The sequence below is a fragment of the Nonomuraea thailandensis genome (assembly GCF_024172165.1).
Taxonomy (GTDB): Bacteria; Actinomycetota; Actinomycetes; order Streptosporangiales; family Streptosporangiaceae; genus Nonomuraea; species Nonomuraea thailandensis.
This window is the reverse complement of record NZ_JAMZEB010000002.1, coordinates 1,973,041-1,989,803: the sequence shown is the minus strand read 5'-3', so window position 1 is coordinate 1,989,803 and position 16,763 is coordinate 1,973,041. Positions and strand designations below refer to the sequence as shown.

Genomic DNA, 16,763 nt, shown 5'->3' with positions numbered 1-16,763 from the left:
CCGGTTTCCGGATAAACTACGTCCATGCATCTGTACTTCCTGTGAGGACGACCGCCTCGCCCCGCCCGTCACGGGCGCGGCCGGGCGCCTTCGCCGTCGTCTCTCACCCTCAGGTTCCCCGCCCCACGTCCCGGGGCGCGCGCGAGCCTGTCTTCGACAGGAAGCACATGTCTGCCATCGTCATGCCATCCGCTCGTTCGCGAGCCCATCTCAACGCCACCGGCCTGCACCTGTCGCGCGGCGGCCGGCCGGTCCTGACCGGCGTGGACCTCATCGTCTCCCCCGGCGACCGCCTCGGCGTGGCCGGCGAGAACGGCCGCGGGAAGACCACCCTGCTGCAGGTGCTCGCCGGCACGCTGACCCCCGACTCGGGAACCGTGCACCGGGCCGGCACGCTGGGCGTCGCCGACCAGGAGATGCCGGTCTCCGCCGACGGCACGGTCGGCGATCTCATCGACGTCGAGCTGGCCCAGGTGCGCGCGGTGCTGCGCGCGTTCGAGTCGGCCGCGCTCGACCTGGTCGAGGAGCGTCCCGGCGCCGGGGAGGCGTACGCCGAGGCGCTGGCCGCCGCCGAGTCCATCGGCGCCTGGGAGGCCGACCACCGGGTCGACGTCTCGCTCGCCGCGCTCAGCGCGGTCGGCGACCGTTCCGTGCCGCTGGCGGAGCTGTCCGTCGGGCAGCGCTACCGGATCCGGCTGGCCTGCCTGCTGGGCGCCGGCCACGACCTGCTGCTGCTCGACGAGCCCACCAACCATCTCGACGCCGGCGGCCTGGACCACCTGACCGCCGCGCTCCGGGCGCATCCCGGCGGCGTGGTGCTGGTCAGCCACGACCGGGCCCTGCTGTCGGACGTGGCGACCGCGGTGCTGGACCTCGATCCGACCAGCGACGGGCGTCCCCGCACGTACGGCGGCGGGTACGCGGGCTACCAGGAGGGCCGGCGGGCCGAGCGCGAGCGCTGGGAGACCGCCTACCGGGACCAGCAGCTCGAACACCGGCGCCTCGCCCAGGACCTCTCCGCCGCCCGGAACCGGCTGTCCACCGGCTGGCGTCCGGACAAGGGCACCGGCAAGCACACCCGCGCCACCCGCGCGCCGGCCCTGGTGCGGGCGGTGCACCGGCGGCAGGAGGAGCTGGATGCGCACCTCGTGGACGTGCCGGAGCCGCCGCTGCGCTTCCAGCCGCCGCGCCTGGACGCCCCCGCCGGGGTCACGCTGCTGCGCGCCGACGGCGTGACCGTCCGGGGCCGCTTCGACGCCCCTCAGTCGGTGCTGCTGCGCGCGGGCGACCGCCTGGTGGTGACCGGCCCGAACGGGTCGGGCAAGTCGAGCCTCCTGCACGTGCTCGCGGGCCGGCTCGCTCCCGACTCGGGCGCCGTGCAGGGCAGGCGGGGAGCGCGCGTCGGCCTGCTCGCCCAGGAGTCGCCGCCGCCGTCGCGGCGCCGCGCCTTCGAGGTGTACGAGGCCGCCGTGGGCAGGCTCGTCAGCTCGGGCGAGCTCGGCGAGCCGGCCCCGGTCGGGCTCGGCGAGCCGGCCGCCGTCGGACTCGGCAGGCTCGGCCTGCTCCCGTCGGAGGCCCTGCACCGGCCGGTCGCCGAGCTGTCGGTCGGGCAGCGGCGCCGGCTCGACCTGGCGCTCCTCCTGGCCTCCCGGCCGCAGGTGGTGCTGCTGGACGAGCCGACCAACCACCTGTCCATGGTCCTGATGGAGGAGCTGACGCAGGCGCTGGCCACGATGGGGGCCGCGGTGGTGCTGGCCACCCACGACCGCCGCCTCCTGCGCGACACGGAGTCGTGGCCCCGGCTCCGGCTCTGACGCCGCACGGCCACACCGCTCGCATGATCCGGCGTGTGTCCCGTGCGCTGCCGGGACGGGCGGCTTGTCCGAGTACGCGACAATACCGGGTGTGATAGTGGACCAGGCGATCTACTGCGGCGGCGTGCGTGAGACGATCACGGGAGACATCAGCGACGCGTTCAACGCGGCGCGGGCCAGGGGCGACTGCTTCCTGTGGATCGGTCTGCACGACCCGTCGCAGGAGGAGTTCGACCTGATCAGCCACGAGGTCAAGCTGCACCCGCTGGCGGTCGAGGACGCGATCCACGCCCACCAGCGGGCCAAGCTCGAACGCTACGACGACACCCTGTTCGTGGTGCTCAAGCCGCTGCTGTACGCGGACGAGACCTCCGACATCGAGGTCGGCGAGATCAACCTGTTCCTCAGCCCGGACTTCGTGATCAGCGTCCGGCACGGCCAGGCGGCGCCGCTCGCCGCGGTGCGGCGCCGCCTGGAGTCCGACCCCGACCTGCTCGCCGCGGGCCCGTCGGGGGTGCTGTACGCGATCTGCGACCAGGTCGTCGACGACTACGGCCGCATCACGCACGAGATCGAGAGCGACCTGATCGCGCTGGAGCGCCGGGTGTTCAGCGGCGAGTACGCCGACGCCACCGAGGACATCTACTCGCTCAAGCGGGAGGTCCTGGAGTTCCGCACCGCCCAGGACCCGCTGATCCCGGTGCTGGAGGAGATCGTCAAGGGCCGGGTGGAGCTGTGCACCGCCACCCGGGAGCAGTTCCGCGACGTGCTCGACCACCTGCTGCGCGTGGACTCGGCGGTGGACGAGCACAACGAACTGCTCACCAGCGCCCTGACCGCCCACCTGGCGCTGACGGGGCGGGAGCAGAACAAGGTGGCCATGCAGCAGAACGCCGACATGCGCAAGATCTCGTCGTGGGCGGCGCTCATCGCCGTCCCCACGATGATCGCCGGCATCTACGGCATGAACTTCGACCACATGCCCGAGCTGCACTGGGCGTTCGGCTACCCTCTCACGCTGGGCGTCATGGTCGTCGCCGTGATCGTGGTGTTCCGGCTGCTGCGCAGGAGCGGCTGGCTATGACGGGCCGCGCTCACCAGGTGCGCGGCAGCGGGAAGCGGGCGCGCACCGCGAAGCCGCCGTCCGGCTCCGGGCCGGTCTGCAGGCTGCCCTGCACCATCGCCAGCCGCTCGCGCATGCCGACCAGCCCGTGGCCCGGCCGCCTGCCCGTTTCGGCCGTGCCGGTCGTGGCGGGCCTGCCGCCGGTCGCGGGCGCGTTGCGCACCTCCAGCGTGAGCGCCTGCTCGGTGTAGCCGATGGCGACCGCCGTCGGGGCGGCGCCGGCGTGCCGCAGCACGTTCGTCAGGGCCTCCTGCAGCACCCGGTACGCGGTGACGTCCAGCACGGGCGGCAGCGGGGGCAGGTCGGCGGGGGCGTCCAGCGTCACGGCCAGGCCGGCCGCGCGCACGTCCGCGATCAGCTCGTCCAGCCGCACCAGCGACGACATCGGCGCCACCTGCTCGCCCTCGACGCGCTCGCGCAGCAGGCTGACCAGGCCGCGCATCTCCTCCACGGTCTGCCGCCCCAGCCGCTCCAGCCCGGCCACGACCTCCTGCTCGGCCGGCCGGTCACCGAGCAGCCGGCGCAGCGCGCCCAGTTGCAGGGTCATCACGCTGACGGAGTGCGCGACCGCGTCGTGCACCTCCCTGGCGATGTGCGTGCGCTCCTGGGCGACCGCCGCCTGGGCGCCTGCCTCGCGCTCGGCGTCGAGCGCGGCGGCCAGCTCCGCGAACTGTGCCGCCCGCTCCTCGCTGCGCCGCGCCAGCAGGCCCATGGACCAGCACGGCAGCAGGACCGCCGGGACGAACAGCAGCTCCCACGCCGACGCTTCGGACGGCGTCGTGACGGCGAACGACAGGGCGGCCAGGCCCAGCGCCAGGGCGGAGCGGCGGAGCGGCTCGCGCCAGCCGGCCCAGCTCACCGCCCCGATCATGCCGACCACCGCCGCGCCGGCGATCCCGGGGGCGCCGAAGAGCAGCATGCCCGCGGGCAGGCAGAGCGCCGCGACCAGGGTGCCGGCGAGCGGGTACCAGGCGGCGAGCGTCAGGCCGGCGCCCATCACGACCCCCGACACCCAGGTGGCCGTGGCGGCGGCGCCGAAGAAGTCGTCGAGCCGGGTCTCGGCCACGGCCAGCACGGCGACCAGAGGTCCGAACACCATGGGTATGAGGCGTACGTCCCTCAGCCGCGTCCACGTCATAGCCACCGATCGTAGGTGTGGAACCCGCGCGCCCGACTCCGCCCAACGGGGGATCCTGACAGCTCATCACCTCCCCCTGACAGTGGATCCGGGGCGCGCGGTGAACCGTTCGGCGGCCTCCCGGAGCGGCGGCCGGGCCCGGCGCGGGTCAGCTCGTGACGGTCACGTCCCGCAGCAGGAAGTAGCTCATGGCGTCGGCCTGGAGGTACAGGTGGAACTTGTCCGCCCTGGGCTTGGCCGTCCTGTCGGCGGTGACGATCGTGGCGATCACGTAGTTCTTGGCGACGTTGGCGCGGATCTGCCCGTACGCGAACGTGTCGAGGGTCATGTCGCTGCGGATGTTCACGGCGTTCGAGTCGAGCTTGGCCAGGCGCGTGGCGGCGGCCTTGGCCGCCTTGGCGGTCGGGAACGCCATCGTCACCTGCACCGCCCTGAGGTGCCCGCGGTACGCCGAGTAGGCGACCTGAATGGCGCGTTCGCACTTGTTCCTGGCCAGGACGCCCTCGCCGTCCACCGGGTCGCACGTGTCGTAGGACCAGCCGCCGACCTTGTTCGCCGAGAACCTGACGCTCTCGAAGCGGAAGTTCCAGTCGCCGAACTCGCTGTGCTGGATCGGCGATCCCGCCGCGGCCCGTGACGAGCCGGGGGTGGTGTCGGAGGGTTCGCCGGCCGAGTCCGTGGGCTCCTCCGCCGGCTCTCCCGACGGCTCTTCCGTCGGCTCTTCCGACGGTTCTTCCGACGGTTCTTCCGACGGCTCGGACGACGGGGGCTCCAGGGGCGCCGTCGTGGGGCCGGACGTGCCCGTGCCGGACAGGCCGGCGGCGGGCTGGGTGCGGGAGGCGTTGAAGTAGGCGACCGCGCCGGCCGTGCCGCCGAGGAGGAGGATCACGCCCAGGCCGGCGGACAGGCCGATGATCAGGGTGTTGTGGCGCTTGGGGGGCAGGCCGCCGAACTCGTACTGGCTCTGGGGCAGGCCGTAGGGGTCGTCCTGGTTCGCGTAGGTGGTCTGGAGCTCCGGACGGGAGGCGTAGGGGCCGGAGGACGGGCCGTAGCCGGGGCGGCGGCCCTGGGCGGGTAACGGGCCGTAGTCGGGGCGGCGGCCGTAGTCGGGGGGCGGGCCTCCCTGGCGGGGCTGGGGGCCGGGTTCGGGGCGGCCGGAGCCCTGGTCGTGGCCGGCGCCGCCCCATGCGCCGTACCCGGGAGGCGGGGTGGCCGGGCCGTACCCGGGCCTGCCGTCGGCGTGCGGTGCCTGCTGCCGGCCCCACGGGTCATCGGGGTGCGGCGGGGAAGGGTAGCTCATTGGCCCATTGTGGGGCGGCCCGAAGCCCTCGCCCGGGGCGCACCGCCAAGGGGCATGAGAGTGAACCGGGGCCGCGCGCCCGTACGTACCAGACGAAGGCCGCCGCGCCCGTGACTTCCCGGGACGGTCAGGAGAACTCTTCGACGTACTCCTCCGCCGGTCCGAGTTCCGGCCGGTCGCGCAGCTCCAGGACGTCGCCGAGCCGTTCCAGCTCCAGCACCGTCACCGTGTTCACGCCCGCGCGCAGCAGCGGCGCCGGGCAGTACAGCGTGACCTGGGGGCCGATCTCCCAGTGGCGGCCGAGCAGGAAGCCGTTGACCCAGACGAGACCGCGGCCGGATCCGGGCAGGGCGAGGTAGGTGTCCGCGGGTGTCTCGACCCGCAGGGTCGCGACGGCGAATCCACCAGGTACGGAACCCGGCGCGGGGGCGGTCGCGCGGGCGAGCTCGGTCTGCGTCCACTCCTGGAGCGCGATCGGCGTGCTGTCCCAGCCCTGCACCATGCGCCGATCCACCAGTACGGGACCGAGCAGGCCCTTGTGCCCGCCGACGCCGGGCCCGTAGTTGACCCGGCCGAGGCTCTCGACCAGGACCTCCAGGCGGACGACCGCGCCGGTCCCGCGTACCGTGAGCTCCGGCTCCCCGGGCCCGGCGACGCCGAGGAACGCGCCGTCGGCGAAGACCAGCGCCCGGTCGCGCACGTCGGTGAGGACCAGCCGGTGCTCGCCCGCCGGGACGCGCGGGTGAGCGGTGTGCAGCACCATGCCCGACTCCAGCCCGAGCCGCTCGAACGAGGCCGGGCGCGGCCCGGTGGAGGTGGGCGCGGGCACGGCCCGCAGGCCGGCGAGCAGGCCGGCGCGCGGGACGAGCGGCACGCGCGCGGGCGGCAGCACCGGCGGGCGTTCCGGCACCCGGAGGGGCCCGCGCGCTCCGAGCACCTCGCGCATGGCGTGGAACTTGGCGGTCAGCGTGCCGTCCTCGGCGACGGGCGCGTCGGAGTCGTAGCTGGTCACGGTGGGTTGCAGGCGGCCGTCCGCCTCGTTGGCGCCCGCCCAGAGGCCGAAGTTGGTGCCGCCGTGCGCCATGTAGAGGCTGACGCTGCCGCCGTCGGCGACGATGCCCTCCAGGGTGCGCACCGCGCTGTCCACCCCGCGGACGTGGTGCCGCTCGCCCCAGTGGTCGAACCAGCCGTTCCAGAACTCGGCCACCACGAACGGCTCGTCCGGGCGGCGGGAGGCGAGCAGCCGCCGGGCGGCGCCGGGCTTGGAGCCGAGGGTGACGGCCGTCAGGGTGCCGGGCACGGTGCCGCCGTCCAGCATCAGCTCGGTGGGGCCGTCGGCGGTGAACAGCAGCTCGGTGATGCCGCGGGCGGTCAGGGCGTCGCGGTTCCAGCGCACGTAGGCGTGGTCGTCGCCGAAGCTGCCGAACTCGTTCTCCACCTGCACGGCCACGATGGGCCCGCCGCGGGCGGCCTGGAGCGCGGCCAGGCGCGGGACGAGCTCGTCGAACCAGTCGCCGACCGGCCCGGTGAAGGCGGGGTCGGAGCTGCGGACGGCGACGTCGCGGCCGGTGAGCCAGCTCGGCAGGCCGCCGTTCGACCACTCGGCGCAGATGTACGGCCCCGGCCTGACGATGACGTCGAGCCCCTCCTCGCCCACCATGCGGATGAACCGCTCGACGTCACGCCAGCCGTCGAAGCGGGGCGGCTCGTCCTGGCGGGGCTGGTGGAAGTTCCAGGCTATGTAGGTGTCGATCGTGTTGAGCCCGAGGTCGGCGAGCCTGCGGATCCGGTCGCGCCACAGGCCGGGGTGGACGCGGAAGTAGTGCAGCGCGCCTGACAGGATCTGGTGGGGTGCGCCGCGCCGGTACAGGCGGCGGCCGCCCCACGTGAGCGCGGGGGACTCGCTGGGCTGTGCCGGGGACGCGTCCGGCGCGGGGAGCTCGATCACGGGGCGAGAGCTTATGTTATCGATGCCATGTGTAACAAGCGCGCTATGATCCAGGTCAGAACGAGAGGAGCGCCATGACCAAAGCCACCGAGCGGCCCGCGAGACAGCCCAGCATGGCTGACGTGGCCAGGACCGCCGGGGTCTCGGCGCAGACCGTCTCGCGCGCGCTGCGCGACTCGCCCAACGTCAACCCCGAGACGAAGAAGCGCGTGCTCGCGGCGGTGGAGCAGCTCGGCTACCGGTTCAACGCCGCGGCCAAGATGCTCTCCTCGGGCCGCAGCCACACCATCGGCCTGGTGCTGCTGCAGTCGGGCGGCTACTACTCCCGCTCGGCGGTGACCGCCGGCGTCGAGGCCGCCGCCGGCGAGGCCGGGTACGCGGTGAGCATCGCGACCATCGCCGGGCTCGACACCGGGCTGATGGAGCGGTCCCTGTCGAAGCTGGCCGACCAGGGCGTGGACGGCATCGTCATCGCGGTGCCGCTGATCTCGGTGACCCAGAAGATGGAGGACATCACCAGGGACATCCCCACCGTGACGCTCGACGGCTCGCGCACCGCCAGCGCCCGCGTGCTGGGCATCGACCAGAAGGAGGCGGGCCGGATCGCCACGCAGCACCTGCTCGACCTCGGTCACCACCAGGTGTGGCACGTCTCGGGCCCCGACGAGTGGATCGAGGCCCGGCAGCGCCGCCAGGGCTGGCAGGAGTGCCTGGCCGCGGCCGGCGTGGCGGCGCCGCCGCCGCTGGAGGGCGACTGGTCGCCCGACTCCGGCTACCGGCAGGGGCAGGTCCTGGCGATGATCCCGGACGTCACCGCGGTCTTCGCCGCCAGCGACGAGATGGCCTTCGGGGTGATCCGCGCGCTGCGCGAGCGCGGCAGGTCGGTGCCGGACGACGTGTCCATCGTCAGCGTCGACGACATCGCGCTGGCCGCCTACTGCAGCCCTCCCCTGACCACCGTCCGCCAGGACTTCTACCGATCCGGCGCGGCGGCGGTCGCGCTCCTGCTCGACGGGGCCGCCGACGGCGGATCCCTCGTCACCGCGTCGCTGTCGGTGCGCGCCTCCACCGCGCCGCCGCGCGTTTCCTGAGGCCCCATGGACGGCCGTTTGTGAAGTGCCACTTGCGCCGCTCATGTTATCGATGCCATCGTAACAACGCCCGCATCCAGGTGGGCAGTCGTCGGAAGGACCCAGAACCCATGAGGAGATCGCTCATCCTCGCGAGCGCCGTCACGGCGCTCGGACTGCTCACCGCCTGTGGGGCCGACGGGGGCGGCTCGGACGCCGGCTCCGGCAAGACGACCCTGAGCGTCGCCGCCCTCGAAGGCGGCTACGGCCGGGACATGTACACGCAGGTCATCCAGGCGTACGAGGCCAAGCACCCGGACGTCGACGTGCAGCTGCAGATCTCCAAGAGCATCGAGGACGAGATCACGCCGAACATGAAGGCCGGGCGCTTCCCGGACGTCGTGGTGCTCGGCCAGGGCCGCAAGGCCGCGCTCACCGAGACGCTGATCAAGGACAAGGCCCTCGAGGACCTCACGCCGGTGCTGCAGGCCAAGGTGCCGGGCGAGGACAAGACCGTGGGCGGCAAGCTCATCGACGGCATCGTGGGCAACCTCAACACCAACCCGTACGGCGACGGCAAGACGTACACGATGCCGATGTACTACGCGCCGACCGGGCTGTTCTACAACAAGGGCCTGTTCGACCAGAAGGGCTGGAAGGTCCCGGCGACCTGGGACGAGATGTTCGCGCTGGGCGAGACGGCCAAGAAGGACGGGATCTCGCTGTTCACGTACCCGACGGCCGGGTACCTCGACTCGTACTTCTTCGCGCTGCTGGCCGACGTCGGCGGCGAGCAGTTCTACACCGACGTCATGACGTACAAGCAGGGCGTGTGGCAGACGCCGCAGGCGCGGCAGGCGCTCGACCTCACCACCAAGCTGCTGAAGTACGCGGCCCCGACCACGGTCGGCTACGCCAACGAGCAGGACTTCACCAAGAACCAGCAGTCGATCCTCGACAACAAGACGTTGTTCATGCCGAACGGCACGTGGATCGTCGGCGAGATGAAGGACGCCCCGCGCGCCGACGGCTTCGCCTGGGGCCTGACGCCGCTGCCGGCGGTCACGGCGGGCGGCAAGCGCTACATCGCCACCTCCGTCGAGTCGGTCTGGGTGCCGAGCGGCGCCAGGAACAAGGACGCCGCCAAGGAGTTCGTCGCCTACCTGTACTCCGACGAGGCGGCGAAGATCTTCGCCAAGGCGAACGCGATCCAGCCGATCCAGGGCATCGCGAGCAGCCTGACCGAGGAGAACGCCGAGTTCTACCAGGTCTACGAGGACGCGTCGGTGACCGCGCTGGTCGGCGGGTTCGCCAGCACCGCGCCGGTCGAGGGCGTCGACATCAAGGCCACGCTCTTCGACACCGCCAACAGCATCATCAGCGGCGACAAGACCGGGGACCAGTGGCAGGCCGCGCTCGACGACGCCAGCGAGAAGCTGCGCCAGGCGGGGAGCTGAGCCGTGGCCAGACCCGCGGAACGGGGCAGGCGCGGCAACGGCCTGTTCGTGCTCGCCTGCCTCCTGCCCGCGCTCGTGCTGTTCGTCGTCTTCATGATCGTCCCGACCGTGAACGTGTTCCGGATGTCGTTCTACACCTGGAGCGGCTTCTCCCCGGACATGCGGTTCGTGGGGCTGGACAACTTCACCCGGCTCCTCGACGACGAGCAGTTCGTGCGCGCGTTCCAGAACACGGTGGCGCTCCTCGTCGTCGTGACGGTCGTGACGATGGGCATGGCCCTGTTCCTTGCCGCGATCATGACGAGGCAGAAGCTGCGGGGCCGGCCGTTGTACCGGTTCGTCCTGTACGTGCCGAGCGTGCTCTCCGTGGTCGTGATCGCGGCGGTCTTCTCCGCCCTCTACGACCAGGAGAACGGCCTGATCAACGGCACGCTGCAGGCGCTGTCGCTGGACGGCCTGCGGCAGGTCTGGCTGGGTGACCAGCAGCTCGTCCTCTGGTCCGTCGCGATCGCGATGATCTGGCAGTCGCTCGGCTACTACATGGTCCTCTACATGTCCGGCATGTCGAGCATCCCGGAGTCCCTCTACGAGGCCTCCGCGCTCGACGGCGCCTCCGCCGGACGGCAGTTCTTCGCCATCACGCTGCCTCTCATCTGGCAGAACCTGCGCACGACGCTGACGTTCTTCGTGATGAGCGCGGTCAACCTCAGCTTCGTCCTCGTCCGCGCGATGACCGGCGGCGGGCCCGACGGCTCCTCCGAGGTGCTGCTGAGCTACATGTACAAGCAGGCGTACACGAACTCGTCGTACGGCTACGGCATGGCCATCGGCGTCGTCATCTTCGCGTTCTCGTTCCTCGTGTCGCTGCTGGTCAGCCGTGCGACGCGGCGCGAGCCACTCCAGTTCTGAGGGCACTGCCATGACCAAGACACCGCGCGCCGGCCGGGCGCTGACCTACCTCCTCGTCACCGCGATCGCGCTGGCCATCGCGGTGCCGGTGGGCTGGGTGCTGCTGGCCTCGCTGAAGCAGAAGGGCGAGTTCTACGGCAGCCCGTGGACGCTGCCCGAGGGCCTGCACCTGCAGAACTACGTGGACGCCTTCGTCACCGCGCGCATGGGGCAGTACTTCTTCACCTCGGTGCTGGTGACCGTGCTCGGGCTGGTGTTCGTCATCGCGGTGTCGGTGCCGGCGGCGTACGTCATCGCCCGGTACGACTTCCGCGGGCGCGGCCTGGTGGAGGTCGCGCTGCTGGCCGGGCTGTTCGTCAACGTCAACTACATCGTGGTGCCGATCTTCCTCATGCTGGTGGGCTGGGACCGCGCGCTCGTGGACGTCTTCCCCGGCGGGTTCTTCATCGACAACCCCGGCGTGCTGTCGCTGGTGTACGCGGCCACGTCGATCCCGTTCACCATCTACCTGCTGGCGGCGTACTTCCGGTCGATCCCCGCCGACTACGAGGAGGCGGCGGCGCTGGACGGCGCGTCCCGCTTCCAGGTGATGACCAGGGTGATGCTGCCGATGGCGCGGCCCGCGCTGACCACCGTGATCCTGTTCAACTTCCTGGCCTACTGGAACGACTTCATCATCGCGCTCACCCTGCTCCCGGGGGAGGGCAAGACGCTGCAGGTGGGCCTGCTCAACCTGATGACCGCGCAGAAGGCGGCGGCCGACTACGGCCGCCTGTACGCCGGCATGGTCATCGTCATCGTCCCCGTCCTCATCTTCTACGCGTTCATCCAGCGCCGGCTCATCGAGGGCATGGCGTCCGGCGGCGTGAAGGGCTGATGCACACATGAAGGACTCGACGCGCGGTGCGCTGGTCGTCACCGCCCGGACGCTGGTCGCGGCGGTCTGCGTGGCCGTCGTGATCTCCGCCCGCACCCCGGTCGGGTGGGGCAACCTCGCGATCATGCTCGCCGGCCTGGCCGGGCTCCTGGCCGTGCTGGCCTCCTACAACCGGAAGTGGCGATGAACGGCAAGGCTCTGGCCCAGGTACGGCCGAGCGCGCGGCAGCTCGCGTGGCAGGCGATGGAGTTCTACGGGTTCATCCACTTCGGCATGAACACGATGACCGACCGGGAGTGGGGCCCCGGGCACGACGACCCCGCCCTGTTCGACCCGGCCGCGCTGGACGCCGACCAGTGGGTCGCGGCGCTCAAGGCGGCCGGGATGACCGGAGTGATCCTCACCTGCAAGCATCACGACGGGTTCTGCCTGTGGCCGAGCGACGTGACCTCGTACACGGTGGCGGCCTCGCCGTGGCGCGGCGGCCAGGGTGACGTGGTCGCCGAGGTGGCTCAGGCGGCGCGGCGGCACGGGCTCAGGTTCGGCGTCTACCTGTCGCCGTGGGACCGTACCGAGGCGTCGTACGGCGGCGGCGCCGCCTACGACGACTTCTACGTCGCGCAGCTCACCGAGCTGCTCACCCGGTACGGGCCCGTCTTCTCCGTCTGGCTGGACGGCGCGAACGGCGAGGGCCCGAACGGCAGGCGGCAGACCTACGACTGGGAGCGCTACTACGCGGTGGTCCGCGAGCTGCAGCCGGACGCGGTCATCAACGTGTGCGGGCCCGACGTGCGGTGGTGCGGCAACGAGGCCGGCGACACCCGGCCGGACGAGTGGAGCGTGGTGCCGCGGGCGCTGCGGGACGCCGAGCGGATCGCGGACCGGTCGCAGCAGGCGGACGACGGCGCCTTCGCGCGGCAGGCGATCCGCAGCGACGAGCGCGACCTGGGCAGCCGGGCCGCGCTGGCCGGGCACGAGGACGACCTGGTCTGGTACCCGGCCGAGGTGAACACCTCGATCCGGCCCGGCTGGTTCCACCATCCGGCGGAGGACGGGGCGGTGCGGCCGGTGGAGGAGCTGTTCTCCATCTACCTGCGGTCCGTCGGCGGCAACTCGTGTTTCCTGCTCAACGTGCCGCCGGCCCGTGACGGGCGGCTGCGGGAGGCCGACGTGGCGGTCCTGGAGGGGCTGGGGCGGCGCATCTCGGACTTCCGGGCGCGGCGCGTGAAGGCGGCCGTGACGGTGTCGTCGGGGTCGGCGGGCGACCTCGCCACGGCCTGGCCAGGCGACGCCACCTGGCCGGGCGACGCCGCCTGGTCCTGGGACACCACCCGGCCAGGGGACGCAGCCGCCTCGCGAGGTGCGGCCCCGCGGGCGTGGCGGCCTGACGCGGCCGATCCCCTGCCGCGGGCGACGCTGGAGTTCGACCGGCCGCGCCGGATCGAGGCGGTCTGCGTCGGCGAGGACATCACGCAGGGACAGCGCGTCGAGCACGTCGTCGTGCGCGGGCGGCTCGGGGACGGCCGGTGGGCGGCGCTCGGCGAGGCGAACGCGGTGGGCTACCAGCGCATCCTGACGTTCGAGCCGGTGGAGGTGGACGCCGTGCGGGTCGAGGTGCCCGAGACCCGGGACACGCCGGTCATCGCCCGCCTGGCGGCGATCGAGGCGACCTCGTGAAGCGCACCGCCGCGAAGCGCACCGCCGCGAAGCCCGCCGCCGCGAAGCCCGCCGCCGCGAAGCCCGCCGGGCGCGGCCCGTCGCGCCGGGCGCTCGCCCTGATCGCGGGCATCGTGACGGCCCTCGCCGCCGTGGTCGGCGCCGGCGTGGCGCTGGCCCGTCCCGACCGGGTCGCCGCCGTCGACGGCCACCCCGTCACCCGCGACGAGCTGCTCTTCCACCTGCACCGCCTCGCCCCTGCCGTCCAGAACGAGTTACGCAACCAGTACCACCTCCAGGGCGCCATCGACTGGACCGCCAGGACCGGCGACCGGACCGCGTTCCAGCGGCTCACCCGGCGCGCCCTCGACGAGATCCACCGCGACAAGGCCACGCTGATCCTCGCCCGGGACAAGGGCCTGATCGACTCCCCCGACCACGCGGACTTCCTCGCGGACCTGGACGCCGAGAACGCCCGCCGCGCCGACGCCATCGCCAGGGGCGAGGTCGTCTACGGCCTGGCCGAGTTCTCCCCCGAGGAGTACTACTCGCACCGCCTCACCGAGATCACGACGGCGCTGAGGCAACGCCTGGAACCCGAGCTCGGCGTCACCGACGCCGAGGTGCGGCAGGCGTTCGACGCCGACAGGGAGGCGTGGAGCGCCAACGCCACGACGTACACGTACTCCAAGCTCGTCGTGCCCGTCCCGGACGGCGCGCCGGCCGCCTACGGACAGGCCCTGCGACGGCGGGTGGCCGAGGCGGGCGGCCTGGCCGAGGTCGCCGAGCGCGAGCCGGGCGCCACGCTCACGACCGCCACCTACCAGGGCGGCGGCCCGGCCGCCCACGACCGGGACCTCACGGCGGTGCTCGGCGGGCTCAACGAGGGCCAGATCTCCGCCCCGGTGCCGGGCACAGGACAGATCACCTACTACGAGCTCGACGGCAGGACCGTCGACGAGCAGGCCGCGTTCGCCGGGTACGCGCGGCGGATCCGGCAGTCGCTCATCGAGGAGAAGTTCACCCAGTTCCTCCAGCGCCGCGTGGCCGACGGCCACGTCGAGGTCGACGCGGCGGCGGTGGACACCATCAACGCAGAGGATGCACGACTTTGACACGTACCGCACCCCCCGTCGCGCGGGCGCTGCGGCTGGGCCTGACGGCCCTGCTGGCCGCGCTGCTCGCGGGATCGCTCGCCCCGGCCCCCGCCACGGCCGCGGCGCACTCCCCCGCCGCCGCGCGGAAGGACCTGCCGGGCAACTCGCCGAACAGGACCGGCGGCAAGGACTACTACCTCGACGCCACGAACGGCCGCGACGACGCCGCGGGCACCTCGCCGAGGACCGCCTGGCGCACGCTGGCCAGGGCGAACGCGACCGCGTTCGCGCCGGGCGACCGCATCCTGCTCAAGGCCGGCGAGCAGTGGCACGACGAGCAGCTCTGGCCGAAGGGCTCGGGCAGCGCGGGCCGGCCGATCACCATCTCGGCGTACGGTGACCCGAGCGCCCGCCGCCCGTACATCGCGACCAACGGCAAGGTGCCGAGCCCGTTCAAGGCGGACGGCACGAAGAACCCCGAGACGGTCGGCCTGACCGGCGCGATCGTGCTGCGCAACCAGCAGTACTTCGAGATCGACCACGTCGAGCTGTCCAACGACGACGACTTCGCCACGGACATCACCACGGGCTCGTACGTGCGCGACGGCATCGCCGTCTCCATCAACGCCGACCTGCTGGAGCCGGGCGCGGACAGCGTCATGGACCACTTCCGCGTCACCGACGTGCACGTGCACGACCTCGACGGCCCGAGCACCTGGCAGAAGATCCACTACGGCGGCGTCAACTTCCAGGTCTTCGGCTCCAGGAGCTACAAGGAGTACGGCACCGGCGGCCACCACTTCCGGGACGTCAGGATCGAGCACAACACGTTCGTGAACGTCGAGCTGCACGCGGTGCAGTTCGCGTTCAACTGGTTCGCCGCCGACGGCAGGGACGCCGGCCAGTACGACGAGAGCGGCAAGTTCCATGAGGGCTGGGAGCAGCTCTGGGTGCGCACCCGCGACCTCTACAGCCGCGACGTCCACATCAGCCACAACTACGCCGAGAGCATCGGCCAGGGCGCGTTCCAGTTCGCCAACAGCAAGCACATGACGGCCGAGTACAACGAGGTCAACGGCTTCCTGGAGCGGTACGACGCGGTGTCGTGCGGGCTCTACCTGTGGGCCGGCGCCGACTCGGTCATGCAGTACAACGAGGTGTACGGCGGCCCGGACAACGAGTACGACGGCACCCCGTGGGACCTGGAGTACACCAACTTCAACGTCACCTACCAGTTCAACTACTCGCACGACAACGCGGCGGGCTGGATGGCCTACATGGGCAACAGCTCCAACTCGGTCGCCCGCTACAACCTGAGCGTCAACGACAACGGCGTGCTGGTGAAGAACATGTTGTCGACGAACTACTCGCCGACGTACTTCGTGAACAACACGTTCGTCTACGACGGCGCGGACCTCGACCACGTGCACGACGAGACGTTCCTGAGCCGGGTCTACTTCCTGAACAACATCTTCTACAACACCTCCAAGACCGAGCCGACGCCGTGGTACCGCCGCACGGGGGCGCTGCGGCAGGCGGTCTTCTCCAACAACGACTACTTCGAGGCGGGCGGTGTGCACTCCGGCCAGGAGCCGGCCGACAAGGCGGGGCTGCGCGCGGACCCGAGGTTCGCCGGCGACCCGGCGAAGTACGTCACCGGCGCGGGCGTGGACCGGATCAGGAAGTCCGCGGCGCACTTCGCCCTGCGCGCGGACTCGCCGCTGATCGACGCCGGCCGCTACAACCCGCACCTGGGCACGGAGGACTTCCTCGGCACCCACGTCTACCATGGCGAGGCGCCGGACATCGGCATGGCGGAGCGCCGGGCCGGCAAGAAGGTCAGGAACCCGGTGGACATCGACCCCATCGAGGAGGAGGGCGACGGGCGGGTCAACCTGGCCCTCGGCAAGCCGGCCACGGCGAGCTCGACGCACCCGGGCGCGAACGGCACGCTCGGCGCGGTGAACCTGACCGACGGCGACCCGGCGACCCGCTGGGCGGCGGCGGACGACGCGGCGTACCCGATCACGCTGGACGTCGACTTCGGCGCGGACACCACGTTCGACGAGGTGTACCTGGACGAGTACACGGACTCGGGCACCAACCCGCGGGTCAGGACGTTCGAGCTGCAGCGGTGGGACGCCGGGGCAGGGGCGTGGGCGACGTTCGCGAGCGGCGCCGACGGCATCGGGCACGACCTGTCGGTGACCGGGTTCGGCGCCGTGACGACCGCCAGGCTCAGGGTGGCGCTCACAGGTCAGCAGCCGTCCGAGGTCTACACGCCGACGCTCACGGAGGTCGCCGTCTACCGCGGCGGCGCGTGACCGGCTGAGGGGGCGCGCGGGCGCCCGCGCGTGACCGGCCGAGGGGCGGG

General features: G+C 72.1%; 13 protein-coding genes. 10 read left to right on the top strand and 3 right to left on the bottom strand.

Going from position 1 to position 16,763, the window contains the following annotated elements; all coding sequences use genetic code 11:
* The first annotated feature begins 182 nt into the window (after positions 1-182).
* Both HD597_RS13135 and corA read left to right on the top strand, forming a co-directional pair.
* A complete protein-coding gene (locus tag HD597_RS13135) occupies positions 183-1,814 on the top strand; it encodes an ATP-binding cassette domain-containing protein (protein WP_253742301.1) in 1,632 nt (543 codons plus the stop codon).
* A 91-nt stretch (positions 1,815-1,905) separates the two neighbouring features.
* The gene (gene corA / locus HD597_RS13130; protein ID WP_253742300.1) at positions 1,906-2,898 is read left to right on the top strand and encodes a magnesium/cobalt transporter CorA; all 993 of its coding nucleotides are present in this window, start codon (positions 1,906-1,908) and stop codon (positions 2,896-2,898) included.
* Positions 2,899-2,908: 10 nt separating this feature from the next.
* On the opposite strand, the gene HD597_RS13125 is transcribed toward corA, so the two are convergent.
* The 3 genes from HD597_RS13125 to HD597_RS13115 form a co-directional block, all read right to left on the bottom strand.
* The gene (locus HD597_RS13125) at positions 2,909-4,036 is read right to left on the bottom strand and encodes a sensor histidine kinase (RefSeq protein WP_253742299.1); all 1,128 of its coding nucleotides are present in this window, start codon (positions 4,034-4,036) and stop codon (positions 2,909-2,911) included.
* Between the two features lie 187 nt (positions 4,037-4,223).
* Complete coding sequence (locus HD597_RS13120; RefSeq protein ID WP_253742298.1) at positions 4,224-5,375, bottom strand: hypothetical protein; 1,152 nt, start codon at positions 5,373-5,375, stop codon at positions 4,224-4,226.
* A 127-nt stretch (positions 5,376-5,502) separates the two neighbouring features.
* Complete coding sequence (locus HD597_RS13115; RefSeq protein WP_253742297.1) at positions 5,503-7,323, bottom strand: glycoside hydrolase family 35 protein; 1,821 nt, start codon at positions 7,321-7,323, stop codon at positions 5,503-5,505.
* A gap of 74 nt (positions 7,324-7,397) precedes the next feature.
* Here HD597_RS13115 and HD597_RS13110 point away from each other — a divergent pair, with 74 nt between their 5' ends.
* The 8 genes from HD597_RS13110 to HD597_RS13075 all read left to right on the top strand — a co-directional run bounded on the left by HD597_RS13110 (position 7,398) and on the right by HD597_RS13075 (position 16,713).
* A complete protein-coding gene (locus HD597_RS13110; RefSeq protein ID WP_253742296.1) occupies positions 7,398-8,414 on the top strand; it encodes a LacI family DNA-binding transcriptional regulator in 1,017 nt (338 codons plus the stop codon).
* Between the two features lie 110 nt (positions 8,415-8,524).
* On the top strand, positions 8,525-9,850 hold the full coding sequence (locus tag HD597_RS13105) for a carbohydrate ABC transporter substrate-binding protein (RefSeq protein ID WP_253742295.1): 1,326 nt from the start codon (positions 8,525-8,527) through the stop codon (positions 9,848-9,850).
* A 3-nt stretch (positions 9,851-9,853) separates the two neighbouring features.
* Positions 9,854-10,759 carry a carbohydrate ABC transporter permease gene (locus HD597_RS13100; protein ID WP_253742294.1) on the top strand — a complete coding sequence of 302 codons (906 nt, stop codon included), beginning with the start codon at positions 9,854-9,856 and terminating at the stop codon, positions 10,757-10,759.
* A 10-nt stretch (positions 10,760-10,769) separates the two neighbouring features.
* Entirely contained in the window at positions 10,770-11,636 is an 867-nt protein-coding gene (locus HD597_RS13095; protein WP_253742293.1) for a carbohydrate ABC transporter permease, read from the top strand.
* A gap of 7 nt (positions 11,637-11,643) precedes the next feature.
* Positions 11,644-11,823 (top strand): DUF6903 family protein, encoded by a 180-nt coding sequence (locus HD597_RS13090; RefSeq protein WP_253742292.1) that lies wholly within the window; start codon positions 11,644-11,646, stop codon positions 11,821-11,823.
* A complete protein-coding gene (locus HD597_RS13085) occupies positions 11,820-13,313 on the top strand; it encodes an alpha-L-fucosidase (protein WP_253742291.1) in 1,494 nt (497 codons plus the stop codon). Before HD597_RS13090 ends, HD597_RS13085 begins: the two co-directional genes overlap by 4 nt.
* Positions 13,310-14,407 carry a hypothetical protein gene (locus tag HD597_RS13080; RefSeq protein ID WP_253742290.1) on the top strand — a complete coding sequence of 366 codons (1,098 nt, stop codon included), beginning with the start codon at positions 13,310-13,312 and terminating at the stop codon, positions 14,405-14,407. The genes HD597_RS13085 and HD597_RS13080 overlap by 4 nt, the downstream gene beginning before the upstream one ends.
* Positions 14,404-16,713 (top strand): discoidin domain-containing protein, encoded by a 2,310-nt coding sequence (locus tag HD597_RS13075; RefSeq protein WP_253742289.1) that lies wholly within the window; start codon positions 14,404-14,406, stop codon positions 16,711-16,713. Before HD597_RS13080 ends, HD597_RS13075 begins: the two co-directional genes overlap by 4 nt.
* Positions 16,714-16,763: the final 50 nt, after the last annotated feature.